Annotated in this window: 10 protein-coding genes and 1 pseudogene; 5 read left to right on the forward strand and 6 right to left on the reverse strand. The window is 69.0% G+C overall.

Translation table 11 applies throughout. The annotated features are described in order from the left end of the window. Window positions 1-33: 33 nt before the first annotated feature. The 4 genes and pseudogenes from AC07OX_RS21080 to AC07OX_RS21095 form a co-directional block, all read right to left on the reverse strand. Window positions 34-471 (reverse strand): hypothetical protein, encoded by a 438-nt coding sequence (locus AC07OX_RS21080; protein ID WP_095744971.1) that lies wholly within the window; start codon window positions 469-471, stop codon window positions 34-36. A gap of 2 nt (window positions 472-473) precedes the next feature. Then, window positions 474-1,334 (reverse strand): OmpA family protein, encoded by an 861-nt coding sequence (locus AC07OX_RS21085; protein WP_139701725.1) that lies wholly within the window; start codon window positions 1,332-1,334, stop codon window positions 474-476. 26 nt (window positions 1,335-1,360) lie between these two features. After that, window positions 1,361-12,499, reverse strand: coding sequence for a hypothetical protein (locus AC07OX_RS21090; protein ID WP_495261812.1), 11,139 nt, complete (start codon window positions 12,497-12,499; stop codon window positions 1,361-1,363). Window positions 12,500-12,607: 108 nt separating this feature from the next. After that, a pseudogene (locus AC07OX_RS21095) lies at window positions 12,608-12,778 on the reverse strand (ESPR domain-containing protein); the annotation flags it as partial. 262 nt (window positions 12,779-13,040) lie between these two features. Between AC07OX_RS21095 and AC07OX_RS21100 the strand changes: the two are divergent. The 3 genes from AC07OX_RS21100 to AC07OX_RS21110 are packed head-to-tail and all read left to right on the forward strand — an operon-like array spanning window position 13,041 to window position 17,461. After that, window positions 13,041-13,787 carry a response regulator transcription factor gene (locus AC07OX_RS21100; protein WP_062474555.1) on the forward strand — a complete coding sequence of 249 codons (747 nt, stop codon included), beginning with the start codon at window positions 13,041-13,043 and terminating at the stop codon, window positions 13,785-13,787. Further along, window positions 13,787-15,079 (forward strand): FecR family protein, encoded by a 1,293-nt coding sequence (locus tag AC07OX_RS21105; protein ID WP_495261761.1) that lies wholly within the window; start codon window positions 13,787-13,789, stop codon window positions 15,077-15,079. Before AC07OX_RS21100 ends, AC07OX_RS21105 begins: the two co-directional genes overlap by 1 nt. Window positions 15,080-15,094: 15 nt before the next feature. Continuing rightward, a complete protein-coding gene (locus AC07OX_RS21110; RefSeq protein ID WP_495261762.1) occupies window positions 15,095-17,461 on the forward strand; it encodes a CHASE2 domain-containing protein in 2,367 nt (788 codons plus the stop codon). A gap of 207 nt (window positions 17,462-17,668) precedes the next feature. On the opposite strand, the gene AC07OX_RS21115 is transcribed toward AC07OX_RS21110, so the two are convergent. Both AC07OX_RS21115 and AC07OX_RS21120 read right to left on the reverse strand, forming a co-directional pair. Next, the gene (locus tag AC07OX_RS21115) at window positions 17,669-18,898 is read right to left on the reverse strand and encodes a CaiB/BaiF CoA transferase family protein (protein ID WP_495261763.1); all 1,230 of its coding nucleotides are present in this window, start codon (window positions 18,896-18,898) and stop codon (window positions 17,669-17,671) included. A 4-nt stretch (window positions 18,899-18,902) separates the two neighbouring features. Then, a complete protein-coding gene (locus tag AC07OX_RS21120; RefSeq protein ID WP_495261764.1) occupies window positions 18,903-19,874 on the reverse strand; it encodes a Bug family tripartite tricarboxylate transporter substrate binding protein in 972 nt (323 codons plus the stop codon). 100 nt (window positions 19,875-19,974) lie between these two features. Here AC07OX_RS21120 and AC07OX_RS21125 point away from each other — a divergent pair, with 100 nt between their 5' ends. Beyond that, window positions 19,975-20,874 carry a LysR family transcriptional regulator gene (locus AC07OX_RS21125; protein ID WP_095744966.1) on the forward strand — a complete coding sequence of 300 codons (900 nt, stop codon included), beginning with the start codon at window positions 19,975-19,977 and terminating at the stop codon, window positions 20,872-20,874. A 56-nt stretch (window positions 20,875-20,930) separates the two neighbouring features. Further along, entirely contained in the window at window positions 20,931-21,374 is a 444-nt protein-coding gene (locus AC07OX_RS21130) for an SRPBCC family protein (RefSeq protein ID WP_495261765.1), read from the forward strand. Window positions 21,375-21,421: the final 47 nt, after the last annotated feature.

A 21,421-nucleotide genomic window follows, 5' to 3' on the forward strand; every position in this document is an offset into this window, starting at 1 on the left:
CGGCCCCGCAGCGGGCCGGGCCCCGGGCGCGCGTCAGGCGTCCGCCCCCACGCGAATCAGCCGCGCCGGCTTCAGCCGACCGTCCAGCGACGCCAGCCAGGCGCCCAGGTCCTCGTTCGACACGGGCGTCAGCAGCAGCTCGAAGGAACGCTGCGCGCGCACCGCGACCGGCACCGACTCCACGCTCTCCAGCTCCGAGCGGTGCGTGAGGTACAGCAGCGGCAGCATCCAGTCGGCCGCCTGGTGCATCGCGGGCACGCGCGCCACCGTCTTCTGCGCGTCGGCGTGCAGCCCCACGATCACCCCGTCGAAGCGCTGCCCCACCTCCAGCGCCTGGATCAGATCGGCGATGCGCACGAAGGGGATGAAGTCGGCCCCCAGTGCCGTCAGCGAGTTGCCGGTGCAGGCGCGCTGCAAGGCGTCGGAATCGACCAGCGCGATCCGGTACCCCGAGGGAGCAGGCGCGTTCATCGTCACTGCTCCCCTGCGATGTCGAGCTCGACGCGCCGGTTGGGCTGCAGGCACTGCAGCAGCGCCGGCGTGCTGCGGCTGCCTTCGCAGTCGGACACCACCGGCTGGCGCTTGCCCATGCCCGCGGTGCGGATCAGCTTGCGGTCCAGCCCCTGCTGCACCAGCAGGTCGCGCACGGTGTTGGCGCGCTCCAGCGACAGCGCCTCGTTGTAGGCGTCGCCGCCCAGCCGGTCGGTGTGGCCGGTCACCACGATGTAGTGCAGCGAGCGGAAGTTGTTGCGCAGCTCGACGGCCAGGTGCTCCAGCCGCGCGCGGCCGGCGGGCTGCAGGTCGGTGAGCGAGGCGCCGTCGAAGCGGAACAGGCCGTCTGCATTGAGCGTGACCTTCTGCGGCGGCGCCAGCTTGGTGCTGGCCGGGATCGGCGTGGCCGCCGGCGGCTGCGCGAGCAAGGCGCAGTCGGGGTTCTTCCACCAACCGCCGGTCATCAGCTCGCTGCCGTTGAAACGCACCATGTACTGGCAGGTGACGTGCTCACTGCCCTTGCCCGTGTAGAAGTGAAAGATGTAGTTCCACTCGCGCACGCCCCACAGGCCTTCGCTGAAGTGCGGCCAGCCCAGCAGCTCGCGCAGCTGGTCCTTGCCCATGCCGGGGCGCACGCGCTGGAACTTCTCGGTGCCCGGAAAGGCGCCCTGCTTCCACTTGGCGCTGTCCAGCGCCGGAAACTCCTCGGGCCTGGGCGCCGCGGGCTTCTCGGCCGCGGCGCGCGCCTGCGCGTCCTTGTCGATGGCGGCGCCGGGTGAGGCGCAGCCCTGCAGGGCCGCAAGCAAGGCCGCCAGTGCGACGGCGGACAGGGTTCGGTTCATCTGCTTCATTCTTTTTCTCTCCCGCTTCAATTGAAGACCCACTCGGCGCCGACCGTGGCCGCGGCGCCGGCGCGGCTCATGCCCACGCCGCCGGTCACGCTCCAGCCGTTGTTCTCGGCCGTGCGGCGGAAGCTGATGCCCACCGCGCTCTCGCCCTTGAACGTGCCGTAGCCCACGCGCATCACCGTCTTGCCCGGCACCGAGGTGCCCGGCATCTGCACGGCCATGGCGGCGGCCACGCCGGCATACGCGTTCTTGGCGGTGTTGCGCAGCTCGTTGCCCAGCGCGTTGGTGCGCGCGTCGGTGTAGGCCATGCCGGCGGCGCCGGCCTGGTTCAGCTGCTGCACGTTGACCGCATCGGTGGGTGCCACGCCCGGCGCCACGTTCTGCACCGTGACCGGGCCGGTGGAGGCCCCGTTGCCCATGGTCACGCTGTTGTAGTTGACGCTGCCGTCCACGTTCGTGTCGTAGCGCACCGCGCTTTGCTGCACGGCCTGCAGCTGGCGCACGTTCACCGCGTCGGTGGCCTGCGTGCCGCCGGCCACGTTGGTGATCTGGCGTTCGTTGCCGGTCGAGCCGACCGACACCGCGCCCTGCGCCGACTGCACCACGGTGTTCGAGAACATCTCGCGCTGCCCGTTCATGCCGGCGCGATTGGCCACCGCGCCGTCGCCCAGCGCCACGCTGTTGGCCGTGCTGGCCGTGCTGTTGGCACCCAGCGCGATGCTGCCGGCCGCCTTGGCCTGCGCGTTGTTGCCGGTGGCGATGGCGTTGTTGCCGGTCGCAACGGCCTTCGGTCCGATCGCCACACTCTCCGCGCCCTTGGCGTCCGAATCGGCCGCCTTCGAGTTCGCGTGGAAGTACTTGATACCGCCACCACCCGTGGTCATGTTGTTGATCGCCTGGTTGGTCGCGTTGAGCTGGCTGCCGTTCACCGCGTCGGTGCTGGTGGCGCTGATCTCGCCGGCCGCGACGTTGGTGATCTGGCGCTCGGCATCCTTCGAACCGACGCTGACCACGCCCACCGGCTTGGTGCCGGCGAACTGGTAGGTCGTGCCCTGGAGCGTGACCTCTTCGGTGGGCTTGGCCTCCGCCGTGGTCGAGTCGTTGCCCAGCGCGACGCTGTTCTTCGTGGTGACCACGGCGCCGGTGCCGATGGCCACGCCCTGGTCGGCCTTGACGGCCGCGCCCGAACCCACCGCCGTGCTGTCGGTGCCCGTGGACGTGGGCGCCACGTAGGTCGTCGGCGACCCGGTGATCCACTTGCTGCCCGCCGCCGCGGCCTGGCTGGCCACCGCCTGCAGCTGCGCCACGTTCACGGCGTCGCTCGGCGCACTGCCGGCGGCCACGCCGGTGATCTGGCGGAACACGCCGTGGGCCGCGTCACCCACGCCCACCGCACCCGTGGTGCTGGTGGTGGCGGCGATGGCATCCGCCTGCGCGGTGGTGGCCTCTGGCGGCACATAGCCCTTCACGCCGGCCGCGCGGTCGGCCACCGCGCCTGCGCCCAATGCCGCACCACCCGTCGCTGTGGCCGTGCTGCCTGCACCCACCGCCACGCTCACATCGCCGACAGCGGCGCTCGCCGCGCCCATCGCGACGCTTGCCACGCCCGAGGCGTTCGAGGCCGCGCCCGCGGCCACGCTGCCGTTGCCCGCAGCCCGCGCCCAGGCGCCAAAGGCCGCACTGTCGATGCCGTCGGCGGTCGAGAAGTAACCCACCGCCGTGCTGCGGTCGCCCATCGCCCAGGCGGCATTGCCGATCGACGTGGCGCTGATGCCCGCGGCCTGCGCCGCGGTGCCCATGGCCACCGCGTTGACGGCCGTCGCCTGCGCGTCCTTGCCCGCGGCGATCGCGTCGGCGCCCGTGGCACCGTCGTTGTTCTCGTTGCCGCCGCCGGTCGAGTTCACGCTGTAGTACTTGGTCTTGCTCTCGGCGACCGTGTCCTTGAGCTGGCTGACGTTCACCGCGTCGGTGCCGGCCACGCCGGGCGCCACGTTGGTGATCACCTTGCCGCCCGCGTCGACGCCCGCCGTGGTCACGCTCGGACCGCCGACGATGGTCAGGCCGGTGGCGCCGAGGGTGACGTTCGGGCCGACGGTCACACCGGCGTTGTTCATCACCGTGTCGCCGGTGGTCACGCTGTCGAACTTCACGTCCTTGGCCGTGGCCACGGTCAGCGTGTTGCCGTTGCGCGTGACCACCATGTTGTCTCCGTTGGCGAAGTTGGCCGTGCCGCCCGGGGCGATGTTCTGCGGGGTTGCCTCGCCGTTCGCGCTCAGGTTCCAGCCCTTGCTGGCCGTGGCGTCGACCAGCTTGAGCTGCTCTTCGGTCGCCGCGCGGCCCACGGTTGCGAAGCTCGGGTCGGTCAGCGTCTTGTTGCTCAGGCCCTGAATATCGTTGCTGACGCCGCTGAGCTTGACGGTGCCGCTGGTGACGCCGCCGGCTGCGACTGCGGTGGTGGTCGTACCGTTGTTGACCGTCAGGCCAGTGGTGTTGAGCACGCTCTGGCCGACTGTCACGCTGTTGTTGACCTTGACGTCGTCAGCGAGCTTGAAGTCGAGGTTCGTGCCGGTGCGCGTGATCGCGATGTTGCTGTCCGAGTTGCTGAAGTCGACCTTGCCGCCCGGTGCGACGTTGCCTCCCGTGGCTTCACCGTTGGCCGCGACATTCCAGCCTGCGCTGGCGGTGTCATTGACGATCTTGAGCTGCTCTTCCGTAGCCCCACGGCCCACCGTCGCGAAGCTCGGATCGGTCAACGTCTTGTTGCTCAAGCCCTGGATGTCGTTCGTCACGCCGCTCAGGTTGACCGTTCCGCTGGTCACGCCGCCGGCCGCAACCGCCGTGGTGGTCGTGCCGTTGTTGACCGTCAGGCCGGTGGTGTTGAGCACGCTCTGACCCACAGTCACGCTGTTGTTGACCTTGACGTTGTCAGCCAGCTTGAAGTCGAGGTTGGTGCCGGTCCGCGTGATCGCGATGTTGCCGTCCGAGTTGCTGAAGTCGACCTTGCCGCCTGGAGCGACATTGCCGCCCGTGGCTTCGCCGTTGGCCGCGACATTCCAGCCTGCGCCGGCGGTGTCGTTGACCTTCTTCAGTTGCTCTTCAGTGGCCGCGCGCCCCACGGTTGCAAAGCTCGGGTCGGTCAACGTCGTGTTGCTGAGGCCCTGAATGTCGTTGGTGACACCGCTGAGGTTCACGCTGCCGCTGGTCACGCCGCCTGCGGCCACCGCAGTGGTCGTGGTGCCGTTGTTCACCGTCAGGCCCGTGGTGTTCAGCACGCTCTGGCCCACCGTCACGCTGTTGTTGACCTTGACGTCGTCCGCCAGCTTGAAATCGAGATTCGTGCCGTTGCGCGTGATCGCGATGTTGCTGTCGGAGTTGCTGAAGTCGACCTTGCCGCCAGGAGCCACATTGCCGCCCATGGCCTCACCGTTCGCTGCCACGTTCCAGCCTGCGCTGGCCGTGTCGTTGACGATCTTGAGCTGCTCTTCAGTCGCTGCGCGGCCCACCGTCGCGAAGCTCGGGTCGGTCAACGTCTTGTTGCTCAAGCCCTGGATGTCGTTCGTCACGCCACTCAGGTTGACCGTTCCACTGGTCACGCCGCCGGCAGCCATCGCCGTCGTGGTCGTGCCGTTGGTCACGGTGGTGCCCGTCGCCGACGTCGTCGTGACGTTGCCCGCGCCGTCGTTCACCGTCAGGCCCGTCGTGTTGAGCACGCTCTGGCCCACGGTCACGCTGTTGTTGACCTTGACGTCGTCGGCCAGTTTAAAGTCGAGGTTCGTACCGCTTCGCGTGATCGTGACGTTGCTGTCCGAATTGCTGAAGTCGACCTTGCCGCCCGGTGCGACGTTGCCTCCCGTGGCTTCGCCGTTCGCCGCCACGTTCCAGCCTGCGCTGGCCGTGTCATTGACGATCTTGAGCTGTTCTTCCGTGGCCCCACGGCCCACGGTCGCAAAGCTCGGGTCGGTCAGCGTCTTGTTGCTCAGACCCTGAATGTCGTTCGTCACGCCGCTCAGGTTGACCGAGCCACTGGTCACGCCGCCTGCCGCGACCGCGGTGGTGGTCGTTCCGTTGTTGACCGTCAGACCGGTGGTGTTCAGCACGCTCTGGCCCACGGTCACGCTGTTGTTGACCTTCACGTCATCCGCCAGCTTGAAGTCGAGGTTCGTACCGCTGCGGGTGATCGTGACGTTGCTGTCGGAGTTGCTGAAGTCGACCTTGCCGCCAGGCGCCACATTGCCCCCCGTGGCCTCGCCGTTCGCTGCCACGTTCCAGCCTGCGCTGGCCGTGTCATTGACGATCTTGAGCTGTTCTTCCGTAGCCCCACGGCCCACAGTCGCGAAGCTTGGATCAGTCAACGTCTTGTTGCTCAAACCTTGGATGTCGTTGGTCACGCCACTCAGGTTGACCGAGCCACTGGTCACGCCACCTGCCGCGACTGCGGTGGTGGTCGTTCCGTTGTTCACCGTCAGGCCCGTGGTGTTGAGCACGCTCTGCCCCACCGTCACGCTGTTGTTGACCTTCACGTCGTCAGCGAGCTTGAAGTCAAGGTTCGTACCGCTGCGGGTGATCGTGACGTTGCTGTCGGAGTTGCTGAAGTCCACCTTGCCGCCAGGCGCGACATTGCCGCCCGTGGCCTCGCCGTTGGCCGCCACGTTCCAACCTGCGCTGGCCGTGTCATTGACGATCTTGAGCTGCTCTTCAGTCGCTGCACGGCCCACCGTCGCGAAGCTCGGATCGGTCAGCGTCTTGTTGCTCAGCCCCTGGATGTCGTTCGTCACCCCGCTCAGCTTGACCGTCCCGCTGGTCACGCCACCGGCCGCAACGGCCGTGGTGGTCGTTCCATCGTTCACCGTCAGGCCCGTGGTGTTCAGCACGCTCTGGCCCACCGTCACACTGTTGTTGACCTTCACATCGTCAGCGAGCTTGAAGTCGAGGTTCGTGCCGGTGCGCGTGATCGTGACGTTGCTGTCCGAATTGCTGAAGTCGACCTTGGCGCCCGGTGCGACATTGCCGCCCGTGGCCTCACCGTTTGCTGCCACGTTCCAGCCCGCGTTAGCGGCCGCATCAACGGCCTTGAGTTGGCTCACGTTCACCGCATCCGTATCGACCGCGCCTGCCGCCACGTTGGTGATGCGCCGCTCGGCACCCACGCCGCCCACCGACACTTCGCCCACCGGCGTCGCGCCGGCGACCGAGGCTGCGCCCGCCGGCACGTAGGCCGCGTTCGCGTTCAGCGTCGCCAGGTCCGCGGCCGTGGTGCTGTTGGCACCGAGCGCCACCGCGTTCGCGTAGGTGGCGCTGGCATCGGTGCCGATGCTGACGCCGCTGTCGCCCGTGGCCTTGGCACGGTTGCCGATGGCGACGGTGTTGCTGGCGCTGATGCTCTCGCCCGCGTTCAAGCCGATCGCGACGTTGGCGCTGCCCTGGACCCCGCCGCCGGAAAGACCGCCCAGCGCCACGTTGAAGGCGCCGTTGGTGCCCTGCCCCGCGGAACTTCCGATGCCCACGTTGGAGAAACCGGTCGTGACTGCCCCGCCGTTCACGCCGATGCCGATGTTGGAGTCCCCGGTGACGCGGGCGCCCGCGCTCAACCCGAGCGCGGTGTTGTTCCCGCCCGTCACCGACACACCGGCGCTGTTGCCGACGGCCGTGTTGTCCGCTCCCGCCACCTGCCGGCCCGCGGCGTACCCGACGAAGGTGTTGTGCGAGTTGCCAGCCGCCGTGCTGCCCGAGCCGGCCATGTTGCCGACCGCCACGGTGCCCACACCCGCGGCCACGGCATCCACGCCTGCCGCGATCGCATTGATGCCGGTCGCGCCCTTGTTGTCGTAGTTGCCGCCCTGCGTGCCGTTGTCGTTCACGCTGTAGTAGTGCGTCTGCGCGCCCTTGAGCTGGCTCACGTTCACCGCATCGGTATCGTCCGAGCCCGCTGCCACGTTGGTGATGCGCCGCTCCTTGCCCGCGCTGCCCACCGACACCTCGCCCACCGGCGCGGTGCCGGCCACGGCCGTCGCGCCTGCCGGCACATAGGCGTTCTTGAGCGCCAGCGCGGCTGCGTCCTGCGTCGCCTTCGAATCCGCGCCCAGCGCCACGCTGTTGACGGCGGCAGCCTGCGCGCCATGGCCGACGGCAACGCCGTCGTCCTTGCTGGCCACGGCGCTGTTGCCGATGCTCACCGTGTTGTTGGCAGTGATGCCGGCAAACGTCGCGGTGTCGACGATGCCTGCGAGGCTGCCGATGGCGATGTTGCTGCTGCCTGTTGTTCCAGCACCAGCCAGAGCACCGATGCCGATGTTCGCATCGCCGACGACGGAGGCACCCGACAAGTCGCCCATGGCGATGTTGTCGTTGCCGGTCACGGACTGACCCGCACTGCCGCCAACCGCAGTGTTGTAGGTGCCCTTGGTCCCCATGCCGCTGTAAGCACCCACCGCCAGGTTGTAGTCGCCCTGGACACTCTGCCCCGCCGCAATGCCGAATGCCGCGTTCGAGCTGCCCGCCACGTCCTTGCCCGCAGCGGAACCCACCGCAGTGTTGCTGGACCCCACGACACCGCCACCCGCTTCGGTGCCGATGCCCACGTTGTTCTGGCCGGCCAGGCCGGCGCTGGCGCCCACGCCGGCCAGATAGCCGATGGACACGCTGCGCTCGCCGTTCGCCTGCGCGCCCACGCCCGCCGCCAGTGCGTTGATGCCGGTGGCGCCGTCGTTGGCGTAGTTGCCGCCCTGCGTGCCGTTGTCGTTCACGCTGTAGTAGTGCGTCTGCGCGGCCTTGAGCTGGCTCACATTGACCGCGTCGGTGTCGGCACCGCCGGCCGCCACGTTGGTGACGCGCCGCTCCGCGCCCGGCGCGCCGATGCTCACCACGTTGCTGCCGGTGGCCGTGCCAGCCACCGGGGTGCCGTTGGGCGCATACGAGGCCACCGTAGAAGCCGCCACCTGGCTGCCGTCGCCAATGCCCACCGCCCGGTCGAGCCCCTTGGCGATGGTGATGTTGTTACCGACGGCAAACGCCTTGTCGGCCTCGATCGTGTTGTTGTTGCCCAGGGCGTAGCTGTCGTTGCCATTGACGGTGTTGGGGTCGCCGATGGCACCCGAGCGCGCGCCCCTGACGATGTTGCCCGTGCCGATGCTGATCGAGGAGGCACCCGTGGCCTCCGCACCGTTGCCGATGGCGATCGCGTTGGCCTGGCCATCGGCACCAGCCAGTGCTCGCCGGCCCAGCGCGATGCTGTTGTCGGAAGCCACGGAAGCAACATTACCGATGGCGATCGCGTTGCTGTGGGACGGCGGGGGCGGAGGATCACTGACCACGTTGCCATTGCGATCTCTGACTTCGCCGGTGGCTGGATCGAAGGTGAGTCCGCTACCGGCGCCCGTGCCGATGGCGACGTTGTCGCTGCCCACCGTGCCCATGCCTGCTTGTGCCCCCGTCGAAACGTTGCGGGAGCCCTGGGTGGACGCTCCTGCGAAAGTGCCCGAAGCGATGTTGTCGCTGCCCTCGGTGACGACGCCGGCCGACAGCCCAGAGGCGAAATTGCGGTCGCCCTTCGTTCCCTGGCCGGCGCCGGTGCCGATTGAGGCGTTGCTGCTACCGGTGACCTGTCCGCCGGACGTGCTGCCCAGCGCGAGGTTGTAGTTCCCCTCCACGTTGCTGCCCGAGAACCCGCCGACGGCAGTGTTCCCTGTCCCGTTCACTGTCTGTGAAGTCGCGGCGCCCAGTCCGACATTGCCGTCGCCATGGGTACCGGTGCCGGAACTGGACCCAACGAACGCATTGAATGTGCCCGAGCCCGACACACCAGCGCCCCCCCCGACGTAGACACTGCCCGTATTTCCGGCCTGGGAAGCTCCGGCCGCAGCACCCACGGCAACGACGCTAGTATCGGCAGCTGTGGCGCCGGCGACCGCGCCGAGTCCCAGGGCGGTCCCCCCATCGCCGATCGCGGTGCTTCCACCGCCAACCGCCACGGCGCCCTGGCCGGCGGCCTTGGCGCTCTTTCCGACGGCCACACTCGACTTGCCGCCGGCCGAGGCGTCCACGCCCGCCGCCAGTGCATTGATGCCGGTGGCGCCGTCGTTGGCGTAGTTGCCGCCCTGCACGCCGTTGTCGTTCACGCTGTAGTAGTGCGTCTGGCCCGCCTTGAGCTGCGCGACGTTCACCGCATCGGTGGCTTGCGTGCCCGCTGCCACGTTCGTGATCTGGCGCGTCTGGCCATTGCCGCCGACGCTCACCGCGCCCAGCGTGCTCTTCCACGTGGCCGAGGTGTCCGTCGAGGCCAGGCCCGTGGCCGGGTCGAAGCCCGCCACGCCCTTGTCCGTGCTCGCCACCGACTTGCTGCCCAGCGCCACGCCATCAGCCACCGTCACGCTGGTCGAATCACCCAGCGCCGTCGCGTTGGCCACGTTCACGTTGACGTTGTTGCCCAGCACGAAGGTGTTGCTCGCCGCTGCGCCCAGCGTGTTGTTGTTGCCCACGCTATAGCTGTTGGCACCGTCGATGACGCTCGGGTCACCGATGGCGCCGCTGTTGTTGCCGTTGACGACGTTGCCCGTGCCGATGCTGATCGACTGAGCACCGACAGCCTTGGCGCCACTGCCAATGGCGATGGCATCCACAGCACTGGCCGTCGAACCTCTACCCACTGCGATTGTGCGATCGGCGTCGGTGATGGCCCTGTTGCCAATGGCCACGACATCGTTGAGCGCCAGAGTGCTCGGCGTAGCCGTGACGGCATTGCCATTGCGATCAGTGAACGTCCGAGCCGTGGTGTCAACAACATAGCCGGTCCCCGCCGACTGTCCAATCGTCACATTGTTGTTGCCAGCAATCGCAACCCCCGCTGCACTGCCGGAGGCTACATTGTTGTTGCCTACGCTGTAGGCTCCTGCGATCGCACCCGAAGCGGCATTCTGGTTGCCCTGCACCGCGTACATCGCCCCGTAACCGCTGGCGGCGTTGGCGTCTCCCCGGACACCATAGCCGGCTTGACGGCCGACCGCTGCGTTGTCGTCGCCCTTGGCTGACCGCCCGGCCTCCCACCCGACATAGGCATTGCCGCTCCCTGTGGCGCCATAACCCGAGAGGACGCCTGTATTGACGTTCTCGTCGCCCGTTAATCCAACCCCTGCATTGATGCCAACGTTGACGTTGTCCTTGCCCTTCATCCGCGTCCCGGCCTGCGAACCAACCGAAACATTTTGAGAGCCAACGGCATCTGTCGCTGCGCCCTGCCCGATCGCAACGATCTCATCGCCTGACGAATTCGCTCCTGCGTTCAAGCCGATGAAAAGCTGGTTGACTCCAGCACCTGCGCCTTGGCCTGCATTCATGCCGATGGCGATCGCCCGGTCATTGGAAGCCGTCGCTCCGCCGCCAATGGCTATGGCATCGTTGCCACTGACGGCGCTGGTGCCGATAGCGATCGAGTCGAACTTGCCCTGGGCACCGGCCAGCGCCTCCTTGCCAATGGCGATGCCGCGTTCGGCGCCGGCCACCGCGGCGCTGCCGATGCTCACCGTGTCGTTGGCTTCGACACCGAGGCCCGCCACGGAGCCCAGCGCCACATTGCTGTCGCCCTTGGTAAACGCGCCCGCAAACAAGCCGGAAGCGAGGTTCATCTGGCCCTCGACGCCAACACCAGCGTAGTAGCCCTGTGCGGTGTTATAGGCACCTTGCACGTCCCCACCCGCGCCTTCTCCCACGCCGAGATTGAAGTCACCGGTGACGCGGTTGCCCGCGTTGCCACCTAGAGCGACGTTGCTAGTTCCGGTCACGTTCCTTCCCGCCTGACTCCCGAACGCGGCGTTGAAGGCACCGCTCGAGCCCTGCCCGGCATTCGGTCCCACGCTGAGCGAGTTGAGGCCATTGGCCTGGGCGCCCACGCCGACAGCGACTGTGTTGGCTCCGTTGGCCGCGGCGTTCACGCCCGCAGCCATGGCGTTAGTGCCGGTGGCGCCGTCGTTGGCGTAGTTGCCGCCCTGCGTGCCGTTGTCGTTCACGCTGTAGTAGTGGGTGGTCGCGGCTGCCTGTGCTGCCTTCAACTGCGCCACGTTCACCGCATCGCCGTTCTCGGTGCCGGCTGCCACCCCGGTGATCTGGCGGTACTTTCCGTTGGCTGCGTCACCCACGCTCACCGCCGCCAGCGTGCTGTTGGTCGCATTGATGGCTGTCTTCTGAGCCGCAGTTGCGCCAGCGGGCACGTAACCCGCGCGGGTCGCATCGTCGGTGAAGGACTTGGTGTCGGCCACCGCGCTCGAGCCCAGTGCCACGCCGTCGGCCACCTTGGCCGTTGCGCTCGACCCCAGTACCGCCGCCCGGTCCGCACCTTGGTCGATGGTGTTGTTCGCGCCGAGGGCGACGGCCTCATTGGCCTTCACGGTGTTTCCATAGCCGACGGCAGTGGAGCGTTCACCGCCTTCGGGCAGCGTGCCGCCGCCGTTCCACAAGCCCAGCGTGTTGCCGGAGCCGATGGCGGTGGAGTCCACGCTGCTTGAATTGGCAGTGTTCCATTTGCCCACGGCGGTGCTTGACTCGCCGTCGGCGGCATTGCCTGTACCTACCGCGGTCGCGTTGTCGCCGCGAGCCACGTTGGCGCCGCCGAGTGCGGTCGCGTAGACGCCTTCCGCAACGCTTTGCGCCCCGGCCGCCATGGAATAAAGGTTCGTCGCGCGGGAAAACACGCCCATGGCAAGCGTCAAGTCACCTGTCGCTTCATTTCCATACCCGAAGGCCGAGCCGGCATTGCCCGCCGCGTTGCTGTGGCCTACCGCCACACCGCTCTCTCCCCAGGCGTTGTTCCCCGAGCCGAGCGCCACGGCATCTGTCTGGAGCGCCTTGTTGTTGAAACCCATCGCAACGGCCGGCCTGACGGTATTCATGGAATTTCCGACCGCCACATTGGCGCGACCGACCGCAACGTCATTCGCATACTTGGCGCTGCTGCCATAGCCGATCGCGGTCGATCCGTCGCCCGTCGCAACGGCGTCGGTACCGATGGCGATGGCATTGGCGCCGCTGGCTTTCGTCCCCTGCGAGCCGAGCGCAATGGCGTTCGCACCCAGGTTGGCCGACACCCAGGCCGTCAGGGCGGTGAAATCGGGGTTGGGCCCCAGGTCGGGAACACCGCTCACCGTGGCAAAGCCGCCGGTAGCGTTGGGCACATTGCAAGTCCATGTGCCGGAGCCCCTGACAGGGCGGCTGCAGAACTGTCCCTCGAGTCCCTGCGAAAACTCCGCCAGAGCGCCCCCCGACATGCCGGCCAGGACCAACGAGACAGCAGCGAGCACCTTCTTGCTGCGGGAGCTCTTGCCTCGGGTCGAAGCAATTTCCGACGCGGCAACCCAAGCGCCCAGCGCCTCATTCCAGATGGATCGATAAGACTTGTTCATTTCCCCTGTTCCTCGGATGCAAGCCGGCCTTACTCCGCAGGATCGCGACATGGCGAGCGGAGATGACCGGAGATGTGGAGTGATCGGAGCGCCGGGTGGCGCTACAGGGGGCGGATGATGTCGAGGGCCTTCGAGGGCCGAAGGGCCGGCGTGAGGTTTGGTCAGATTTGCAGCCAGCTTTAGGCTGCATTTGTGAATTTCTTTACTACTTCATAACCATCGCCAACAATGTTGCTAACGTTCACGCTACGGAATTCGTCAGATTTCGGGTGTGGATTCACTGTCAAAATTGCCGCCGCCACCCCTGGAGTCCATGCGCATCGCCATCCTTGAAGACGACCCGAACCAGCTCTCGCATCTCGTGCGGACACTCGAGCAGCTGTTAACAATTGGCGAGACGAATGTGACCTGCATCACGTTTTCGAACGGGTCGACCTTGCAACAGGCACTGCGGCGCGAAAGCTTCGATCTGCTGGTGCTCGACTGGAACGTGCCCGGCCTCGCCGGCGTCGAATTGCTGCAGTGGCTGCGCAAGTGGCAGACCGACAAGGTGCCGGTGCTCATGCTGAGTTCGCGCGCTTCCGAGCACGACGTGGTGCAGGCACTGAACCTCGGCGCCGACGACTACATCGTCAAACCCTTCCGACCGCTCGAACTGCGCGCCCGCGTGCAGCGCCTGATGGCCCGGCGCGTGCCGCTCGCGCCGTCCGACGGCGAGCGCTTCGGCCGCTGGGAGTTCGAACGGGTGTCGCAAAGCGTCCTGATCCACCCGGCCCCGGGCGACGACGCCGCGCCGCAGCGGCATGCCCTCACCGACCGCGAGTTCAAGCTCGCGCTGACGCTGTTCCAGCACATGGGCGACACCGTATCGCGCGCGCATCTGCTCGAAAGCGCCGGCTACAGCAACGAAGAACTGCCTTCGCGCACGCTGGACAGCCACATCTACCGGCTGCGCAGCAAGCTCGGCCTCGAAGCCGAAAGCGGACTGAGCCTGCGCACGGTGTACGGCCGCGGCTACCGGCTCGAGGCCACGCAACACGCACCGCAGGCGGATTCCTGATGGCGACGACGCACCAAACCCCGTTCCGCCTGCACCGCCTCCTGGCCTGCGCCGCGCTGCTCGTCGCCACGGCGGCGGGCGCGCAGTCGCCGCATGTGGTGAAGCCCGGTGAAACCTTGTGGGGCATCTCGGGCCAGCAGCTGGACACGCCGCTGCGCTGGCCCGAAGTGCAGCAGCGCAACCAGGTGGGCGAGCCGCGCCTGTTGCAACCGGGCACGGTGCTGTACTTTGCCGACGGCCGGCTCGTACCCGAGGGCGCGGCGGTGGTCACCGCGGTCGAAGGGCGGGCCTCGCGCAAGCGCGCGGGTGTGCCTGAACAGGTCCTCACGCCCGGCCTGCCGATCCAGGCCGGCGACACGCTCATCACCGGCACCGATGCCTTCGTGACCTTGGGCGTGGCCGGTGGGAGCCGCGTCGTGCTGCCCTCGCGCAGCGCGCTGGAGGTGCTGGCCATCGACGCCAATACGGTGCGGCTGCGGCTCATCGAAGGCCGCGTCGAATCGCAGGTGCACAAGCAGCAGCCGAACCAGCAGTTCGAGATCCGCGCGCGGTCGATGGGCCTGGGCGTGCGCGGCACCCACTTCCGCGTGCGCGACGAAGACGGCGTGCTGACCGGCGAAGTGATTTCGGGCGAAGTGGTGGTGCAGCGCACCGCGCAGGCCGAACCGCCGCTCGTGCTGCGCGAAGGCCGCGGCGCGGTGCTGCTGGAGAGCGGCCCGTCGCAAGCGCAGGGCCTGCTGCCGGCGCCCCAACTGGTGCCCGAAACGACGGCGCGCAACGACCGCACGTTCCGCTTCACGCCCGTTGCGGGCGCGCAAACCTACCGCCTGCAATTGGCGCGCGACGAGCGCTTCCTGCTGCCGGTGTACGAACAACGCGGCCCAGGGCCTTCCTTCACGGTGCCGGCGGAACTGCCGTCGGGCCTCTACCAGCTGCGCCTCACGGCCTTCGATGCCGCCCGGCTCGAAGGGCTGCCGGGCGACGGCACGGTCTACCTGCCCACGGTCGAAGGCGGCGCGAGCGGCCAGAGCACGTCGACCGCACTGCCCGACGGACGCGTGGAGGTCCGCTGGCCGGGCATCGCGGGCCAGCGCTACACCTTCGAACTCGCGCGCAGCCCCGACTTCGCCGTGTTGCTGGTGAACGAGCCCGCGGTCTATGCCACCGGCATGACGGTCGGCCCCTTCGCGCTCGGCGGGCGCTACCACTGGCGCGCGCGCCAGGCCACCCCCGACGGTGCTGCGTCCGCAGCCACCGGTTTCGGCGGAAGCTTCGACATTCCGGCGCGCTGAAGCGGGGCCACGCGCATGCGCCTCGTCGTCGAACGCCTGCTGATGGCGCTGCTGCTGCCGCTGGCCATGCTCGGCCTGGCGCACCGCCCGGGCCTGCTGCAGATGGATGCGTACATCCACGACCGCCTGCTGATCCTGGCCTCGCACCGGGCGTCGGCCGACATCCTGATCATCGCCATCGACGAGCACAGCCTGCGCGAACTCGGGCGCTGGCCCTGGAGCCGCGCGACCCACGCGCGCCTGCTCGAACGGCTCGCGCCGGCGGCGCCGCGCGCGGTGCTGCTCGATCTTTTCCTGACCGAGCCGAGCGCCGACCCGCGCGAAGACGCGCACCTGGCGCAGGCCATGGGCCTGCTGCCCGTGTACCTGCCGCTGCTGCATGCGAGCCCCCTGGCCTTCACGAGCCACGAATGGCCGGGCTTCCTGCCGCCGCTGCCGGACTTTGCCGCCCAGGCCCGCGGCGTGGGGCATGCCGGCCTCGCGCCCGACACCGACGGCGTGGCGCGCACGCTGTACCTGCTCGAGGGCTATCCGAACCAGCTGCAGCCCTACGTGGGCGCGCTGATGGCGCGGCGCGTCCCGCCGGCCGTGGTCGACCCCGAGGCGACGCCGGTCGACTGGTTGCGCCAGAGCCCGCTGCGCCTGCTGTTCGCCGGCCCGCGCGGCAGCTACCGCACCGTGCCCTACGTGAGCGTGCTGCGCGGCGAAGTGCCCCCCGAACTGCTGCGCGACAAGCTGCTGCTCGTGGGCGCCACCGCGCCCGGCCTCGGCGACCAGACGCTCACGCCCAACGCCGGCATCCGCGGCGTGCTGCCCGGCGTGGAAGTGCATGCCAATGCCATCGACAACCTGATGCACGGGCGCAACGTGAGCGTGTCGCCCCCGCTGTGGCACGCGGCCTGGACCGTGGTGCCGCTGTGGCTCGCGCTGTGGCTGCTGGTCCGTCGGGGCCGGCACGCACTGCCGATCGCCGCCGGCCTCGCGAGCGCGTGCCTGCTGATCAGCAGCGTCGCCATGCTGGCGTGGCACCACTGGCTGCCGCCTGTGGCGCCGATGCTCGGCCTGGCCATCCTCTACCTGCTGTGGAGCTGGCGCCGTCTCGAATCGCAGTTCGTCTACCTGCGCAAGCGCGCACAGGTGCTCGACGCCCTGCCCGGCGGCACCTTCGAAGTCATGCCGGCCCGCTCGCCGGCGCCCGCCGATCCGGCGGAGCATCCCAAGCAGGCGCTCGACCGCGCCATTGCACGCCTGCGGCGCATGCAGCAGCTCATGGACAAGGCCATGCAGGCAATGCCCGTGGCCATGTTGATCTGCGACGAAGAGGGGCACATCGGGTCCGGCAACGCGGCGGCCTTCCGGCTGCTGGGCGGCGATGCCATGCCGTCGCACGACGACGATGGCATTGCACCGCCCGCGCTGCGCGGCGTGCGCCTGCCCGAGCTGATCGCGCCGCTGGCCGTGCCGCCCGCCAGCGGCGCGCCGGCCCGCACGGACGCCGCCCATTGGACCGACCGGCTGCACGGCGAATACGCGACCCCCGACGCGCGCGTGTTCCGCCTGGAGGCCGCGGCCTTCAGCGGCGACGCGCCCGAAGACCGCGGCTGGGTCGTGATGCTGCCCGAGCTCACGGCCGAGCGCGAAGCGCAGCGCCAGCGCGACGAATGGCGCCAGTTCCTGTCGCACGACCTGCGCAGCCCGCAGGTCACGATCCTCAGCATCCTGTCGATGCACCCCACGGCCGATGCCGACATGCGTTCGGCCATCGGCCGCGAAGCCGAGCGCACCCTCGCGATGGCCGAGGGCTTCATGGATTTCGCGCTGGCCGAATCGGACGACTACCGCTTTGCGGACACGCACGTCGGCGCCGTGCTGCTCGATGCCAGGGACCAGGTGTGGCACTACGCGCAGTCCCATGGCGTGCGCGTCGAAGCGCGTATCGACGACGCCGCCGGCGACACGATCCTGCGCGCCGACGGGGCCTTGCTGACCCGCGCCATCGTCAACCTGCTGAACAACGCCATCCGCCACAGCCCGTCCGGCCGCCGCGTGGAATTGGGCATGGCCATCGAACCCGGCGCCAACGGCGCGGACGCGGCCAGCGTGCGGATCTCCGTCAGCGACCAGGGCTCGGGCATGACGCCCGGACAGCTCGACGCCCTGCTCCACGCGCCGCGCGGCCGGCGCGCGCCCACCGCGCCGGAAGCCGCCCCCGGCGAGGCGAAGGGCACGGGCACACGGCGCATGGGCCTGGGCTTTTCCGTCGTGCGCGCGGTGGTCCAGAAACACAACGGCACCCTGGGCGCGGACAGCGCGCCCGGTGCCGGCACCACCGTCTGGCTGCGGCTGCCCCTGCCCGGTTCGCGCCCTAGCACATCGAAGTGACGGGTTTTCCAATCCCGATGGGGACAATGTTGTGGAAAACCGTGTGCGCAGCGCGCGAAACCCTTGCCCGGCGGGGCCTGCAACACGGTGCCTGCGAAACAGGCAGCGACGCTGAAAAACCTGGAGAAATATTTTTCTCGGCGTTTTTGCCACACTTTCCGCGCCGAATCGGGACGCGCCGCAGCCCCGGCGGGACCACCGCGGCGCTCAGTCCGAGGGCTCGCTCGCCGCGCCGTCGGCGAGCATGGCCGCGATGGTCGGCGCCTCCAGCCCCGCTTCGGCCAGGAGACGGCGCGTGTCCGCGCCACGACGCACGGGCGCGCGCAGCGAAGGTGTCAGCGGCTCGCTGGACGTGAAGCCGATGCCCGGCACCGGCACCCGCCGCGCGCCCTTCGGCAACGGCAGTTCCACGTGCGGCCAGTCGCGCGCCATCTGTGCCGCCGCCTGTGCGGGGCGCATCACCGGCGTGGCGGGCACGCCGTGGCGGGTCAGCAGCGCATCCCATTCGGTCGTGCTCCGTCCGCCCAGCGCCTGGCTCAGCAGCGCCTGCGCGCGCGGCACATCACGCTGCTCGGCGGCCTCGTGCAGTGACGACAGCAGCGAGGCGTCCGTGCCGGTTTCGCGCAGCGCGTTCAGCAGCCCCTTCCCCTGGTCGGCCGCATTGCAGACGATGGCCAGCTGGCCGTCGGCCACCTCGAAGGTGCCCGACAGCGGGCTGCCTGAAAACGCGGTCGATGCGCTGCGCGGCATCTCCATGCCGCTGACCAGCGGCCCCGCGTAGGTGGGCGCCATCAGCGTGAGCGCCGCGCCCATCATCGACACCTGGAGCCATTCGCCGCGCACGCGCGCCTCGCCGTTCGGTCGGTCGCGCCGGTAGAGCGCGCTCATCACCGCCAGCGCCGCCTGCTGGCCCACGGCGTAGTCGACGAGCGGGAAACCCACGCGCTGCGGCTTGCCGTCGCGGTCGGCGTTGGCCGCCATGAGCCCGCTCGCGGCCTGGATCACGTGGTCGTAGGCGCGCCGGTCCGATGCGGGGCCGAAGCCGGTGATCGAGCAGACGACCAGCTGCGGATGGCGCGCGATCAGTTGCTGCGGATCGAAGCCGAGCGCCGCCAGCTTGCCGGGCCGGAAGTTCTCCAGCAGCACGTCCGCGCTGCCGATCAGTTCGGCCAGCGCCTGTTTGGCCCGCGGGTCGCGCGCATCGATGGCCAGCGAGCGCTTGCCCGCGCCCTGCGTCACGAAGGTCTCGCCCAGTCCGAGCGCGGTCAGTTCGGCGTCCAGGCCCTTGGCGCGAATCATGTCGTCGCCATCGGCGCGCTCGATGCGGATCACCTCGGCGCCGAGCAGGCCGAGCTGGTAGCCGGCGAAAGGGCCAGCCAGCACGTGGGTCCAGTCGATGACGCGCAAGCCGGCCAGGGGTGTGGGGGTCGATGTCATCGCGTCACTCCGGCTTGACGCCACTGTTCTTCACGTAGCGCGCCCAGCGGGCGATCTCTTCCCTGGCGAAGCGGCGGCCCTCTTCCAGATTGAACGCCAGCGGCTGCGTTCCGCTGCTGGCGCGCAGTTGCACCGACTCCGGCAACGCCGACGACTTGCGGATGGCCGCATGCAGCGTCTCGACGATGGGCGCGGGGGTGCCCGCGGGCACGAACACGGCGGTCCATCCGGTGATCTCGAAATCGGCAATGCCTTGTTCGCGGAACGTGCCGACGTCCGGCGTGGCCGGATAGCGCCGCGCGGCGGCCACGGCCAGCGGCTTCAGCTTGTTCCCGTCGATGAAGACCTTGGCCACCGACGCGTCGGAAAACGCGAAGTCGATGTGCCCGCCAGCCAGGTCCGCCAGCGATTGCGGGTTCGACTTGTAGGGAACCGTGACGGCGTCGATGCCCGCCGACTTGCGAAAGATCTCGCAGGCCACCTGTGTCACCGCGTTGCCGCTGCCGCACCTGAGCGCGTTCGGATGGGCCTTGCCGTAGGCCATCAGGTCGGCCAGGTTGCGCCACTTGGCGTTGGCCGCGACGTACAGCGAGATCGGGCTGCTGCCCAGGCCCGCCACCATCTCGAACGACCCGGGTTCATAGCCGAGCCTGGCCGGGAAGAACGAGAAATTGACGGCGTTGGTCGTGGCCGAGCCGATCAGCAGCGTGTACCCGTCGGGCTTCGCGCGTGCTGCGGCCGCCGTTCCCAGCGCGCCGTTCGCGCCCTGCTTGTTGTCGACGATGACGGGCGTCTTCAGGATGTCCGTCAGGTCCTTGGCCAGCACGCGCGCGCCGATGTCGGTGCCGCTGCCCGCGGCGAACGGAACCACCAGCGTGATGGGGCGCGAAGGATAGGCCGCCTGCGCGCAGGCCGAGGCAGTCCCCAGGGCCGAGAAGGCGCACAGGGCGCCCAGGAAGAAAGAACTGCGAAGCATGAGGGGTGTGTCTCCTGGTGGTGTCCGGGCTGAACGATAGGTTGCCGCCCGGCGCGCAGCAACCTACATTCCGTGGCGACCTTTTCCACTTTGGAAAACCATGAACTTGAACGACCTCCATCTGGCCGTGGTGATCGCGCGCGAAGGCGGGCTGAGCCATGCCTCGGCCTGCCTCGGCATTTCACCGGGCACCCTGAGCAAGGCCGTGACGCGGCTCGAGCGCGCCACCAAGGTCAAGCTGTTCGAACGGCTGGCCCGGGGCATGCGCCCCACCGAGCTGGGCCAGGCCTTCCTGAAGCGGGCGCAGCGCATCGACCTGGACGCCGCCGACCTGCATGCGGAACTGCGCGACCTGCGGCAGGCGCGCGCCGGCGTGCTGCGCTGCGGTGTCGGCGACGGCATTCCCGACCGCTGGGTGCTGCCGGTGGTGGCCGCGCTGATCGAGCGCGGGATCCGCGTGGACCTGTCGGGTGGCAACTCCGACTCGCTCACGCGGGCCGTCGCCATGGGCGAGCTGGAGTTCGCCCTGACCGGCCTGCACAAGAAACCGGCGGCCGCGCTGGCATGGGAAGGCCTGCGGGACGACCCCCTGCTGCCCATGGCGCCGATCGGCCATCCGCTGGCACGCACCCGGCGCGAGGTGGGCTGGGACCAGCTCGCGCAGGCGCGGTGGATCGTCATGGCGCCCGGCACGTCGACGCACACCGAGTTCGAAGCGAACTTCCGCGCGCACCGGCTCGACCCGCCCGAGCCGGTGGGCACCTCGCGTTCATCCCAGCGCGAGCTGGCGTTGGTGCGCTCGCTGGGCGCCTTGATGCCCGTGCCGCGTTCGGTCCTGAAAGAGCCGCCGGTCGCGGCGCAGTTCGTGCCGGTCAGCCCCGTCGGCGGATGGCGATCGACCCGCCGCGTGGGCATCGTGCGGCGCGCCGGCGGCTACCTCAGCCCCTCGGCATCGCAAGCGATGGAGGCGCTGGAAGCCATCCTGCGCAAGGAGCGCTGACGACTGGAGGCGCAAGGCATGCGTTAGGCTCCACGATCCCTTCAACCCCTCCTCCCATGCACATCGAAGAACGCATCCACATCGCCGTCCCGCCCCGGGTCATCGACCGCATCTGGAGCGAGGTCGACCGATGGCATCTGTGGGACCCGGACACCAAGCAAGCCCGGCTCGACGGCCCCTTCGCCGTGGGCACCAAGGGCCGGATCGTTCCGCAAAAAGGCATGGGCGTTCCGATGGTCGTCACCGAGCGCTCCGAGGGCCAGTCGTTCACCGCGCAGGGCTACATCCCCCTGTTCCGCATGCACTTCAAGCACACGGTGTCTGCAACAGACAGTGGCTCGGACGTGGTGCACCGCGTATGGTTCACCGGCGCCCTGGCCTTCCTGTTCGGGCCGGGCGTCGCCAAGCAGGTTCGACATGGGCTGCCCCGGACCATGCGGTCGCTGAAGGCCTACGCCGAGCAGCGCCACGCCACGTCCAGGCCCGCCGACGCCCCGTGAAAGCCGCCGCGCGCTGGCATCGCACCGCGAATTCCCGCGCGCTGGCG

The organism is Variovorax sp. GW821-FHT09D07 (assembly GCF_059416345.1).

Coding starts and splice junctions, on each gene's coding strand:
- AC07OX_RS21085 (WP_139701725.1), bottom strand. CDS start 1,334: ATGAACCGAACCCTGTCCGCCGTCGCACTGGCGGCCTTGCTTGCGGCC.
- AC07OX_RS21130 (WP_495261765.1), top strand. CDS start 20,931: ATGCACATCGAAGAACGCATCCACATCGCCGTCCCGCCCCGGGTCATC.
- AC07OX_RS21100 (WP_062474555.1), top strand. CDS start 13,041: ATGCGCATCGCCATCCTTGAAGACGACCCGAACCAGCTCTCGCATCTC.
- AC07OX_RS21115 (WP_495261763.1), bottom strand. CDS start 18,898: ATGACATCGACCCCCACACCCCTGGCCGGCTTGCGCGTCATCGACTGG.
- AC07OX_RS21110 (WP_495261762.1), top strand. CDS start 15,095: ATGCGCCTCGTCGTCGAACGCCTGCTGATGGCGCTGCTGCTGCCGCTG.
- AC07OX_RS21080 (WP_095744971.1), bottom strand. CDS start 471: ATGAACGCGCCTGCTCCCTCGGGGTACCGGATCGCGCTGGTCGATTCC.
- AC07OX_RS21105 (WP_495261761.1), top strand. CDS start 13,787: ATGGCGACGACGCACCAAACCCCGTTCCGCCTGCACCGCCTCCTGGCC.
- AC07OX_RS21125 (WP_095744966.1), top strand. CDS start 19,975: ATGAACTTGAACGACCTCCATCTGGCCGTGGTGATCGCGCGCGAAGGC.
- AC07OX_RS21120 (WP_495261764.1), bottom strand. CDS start 19,874: ATGCTTCGCAGTTCTTTCTTCCTGGGCGCCCTGTGCGCCTTCTCGGCC.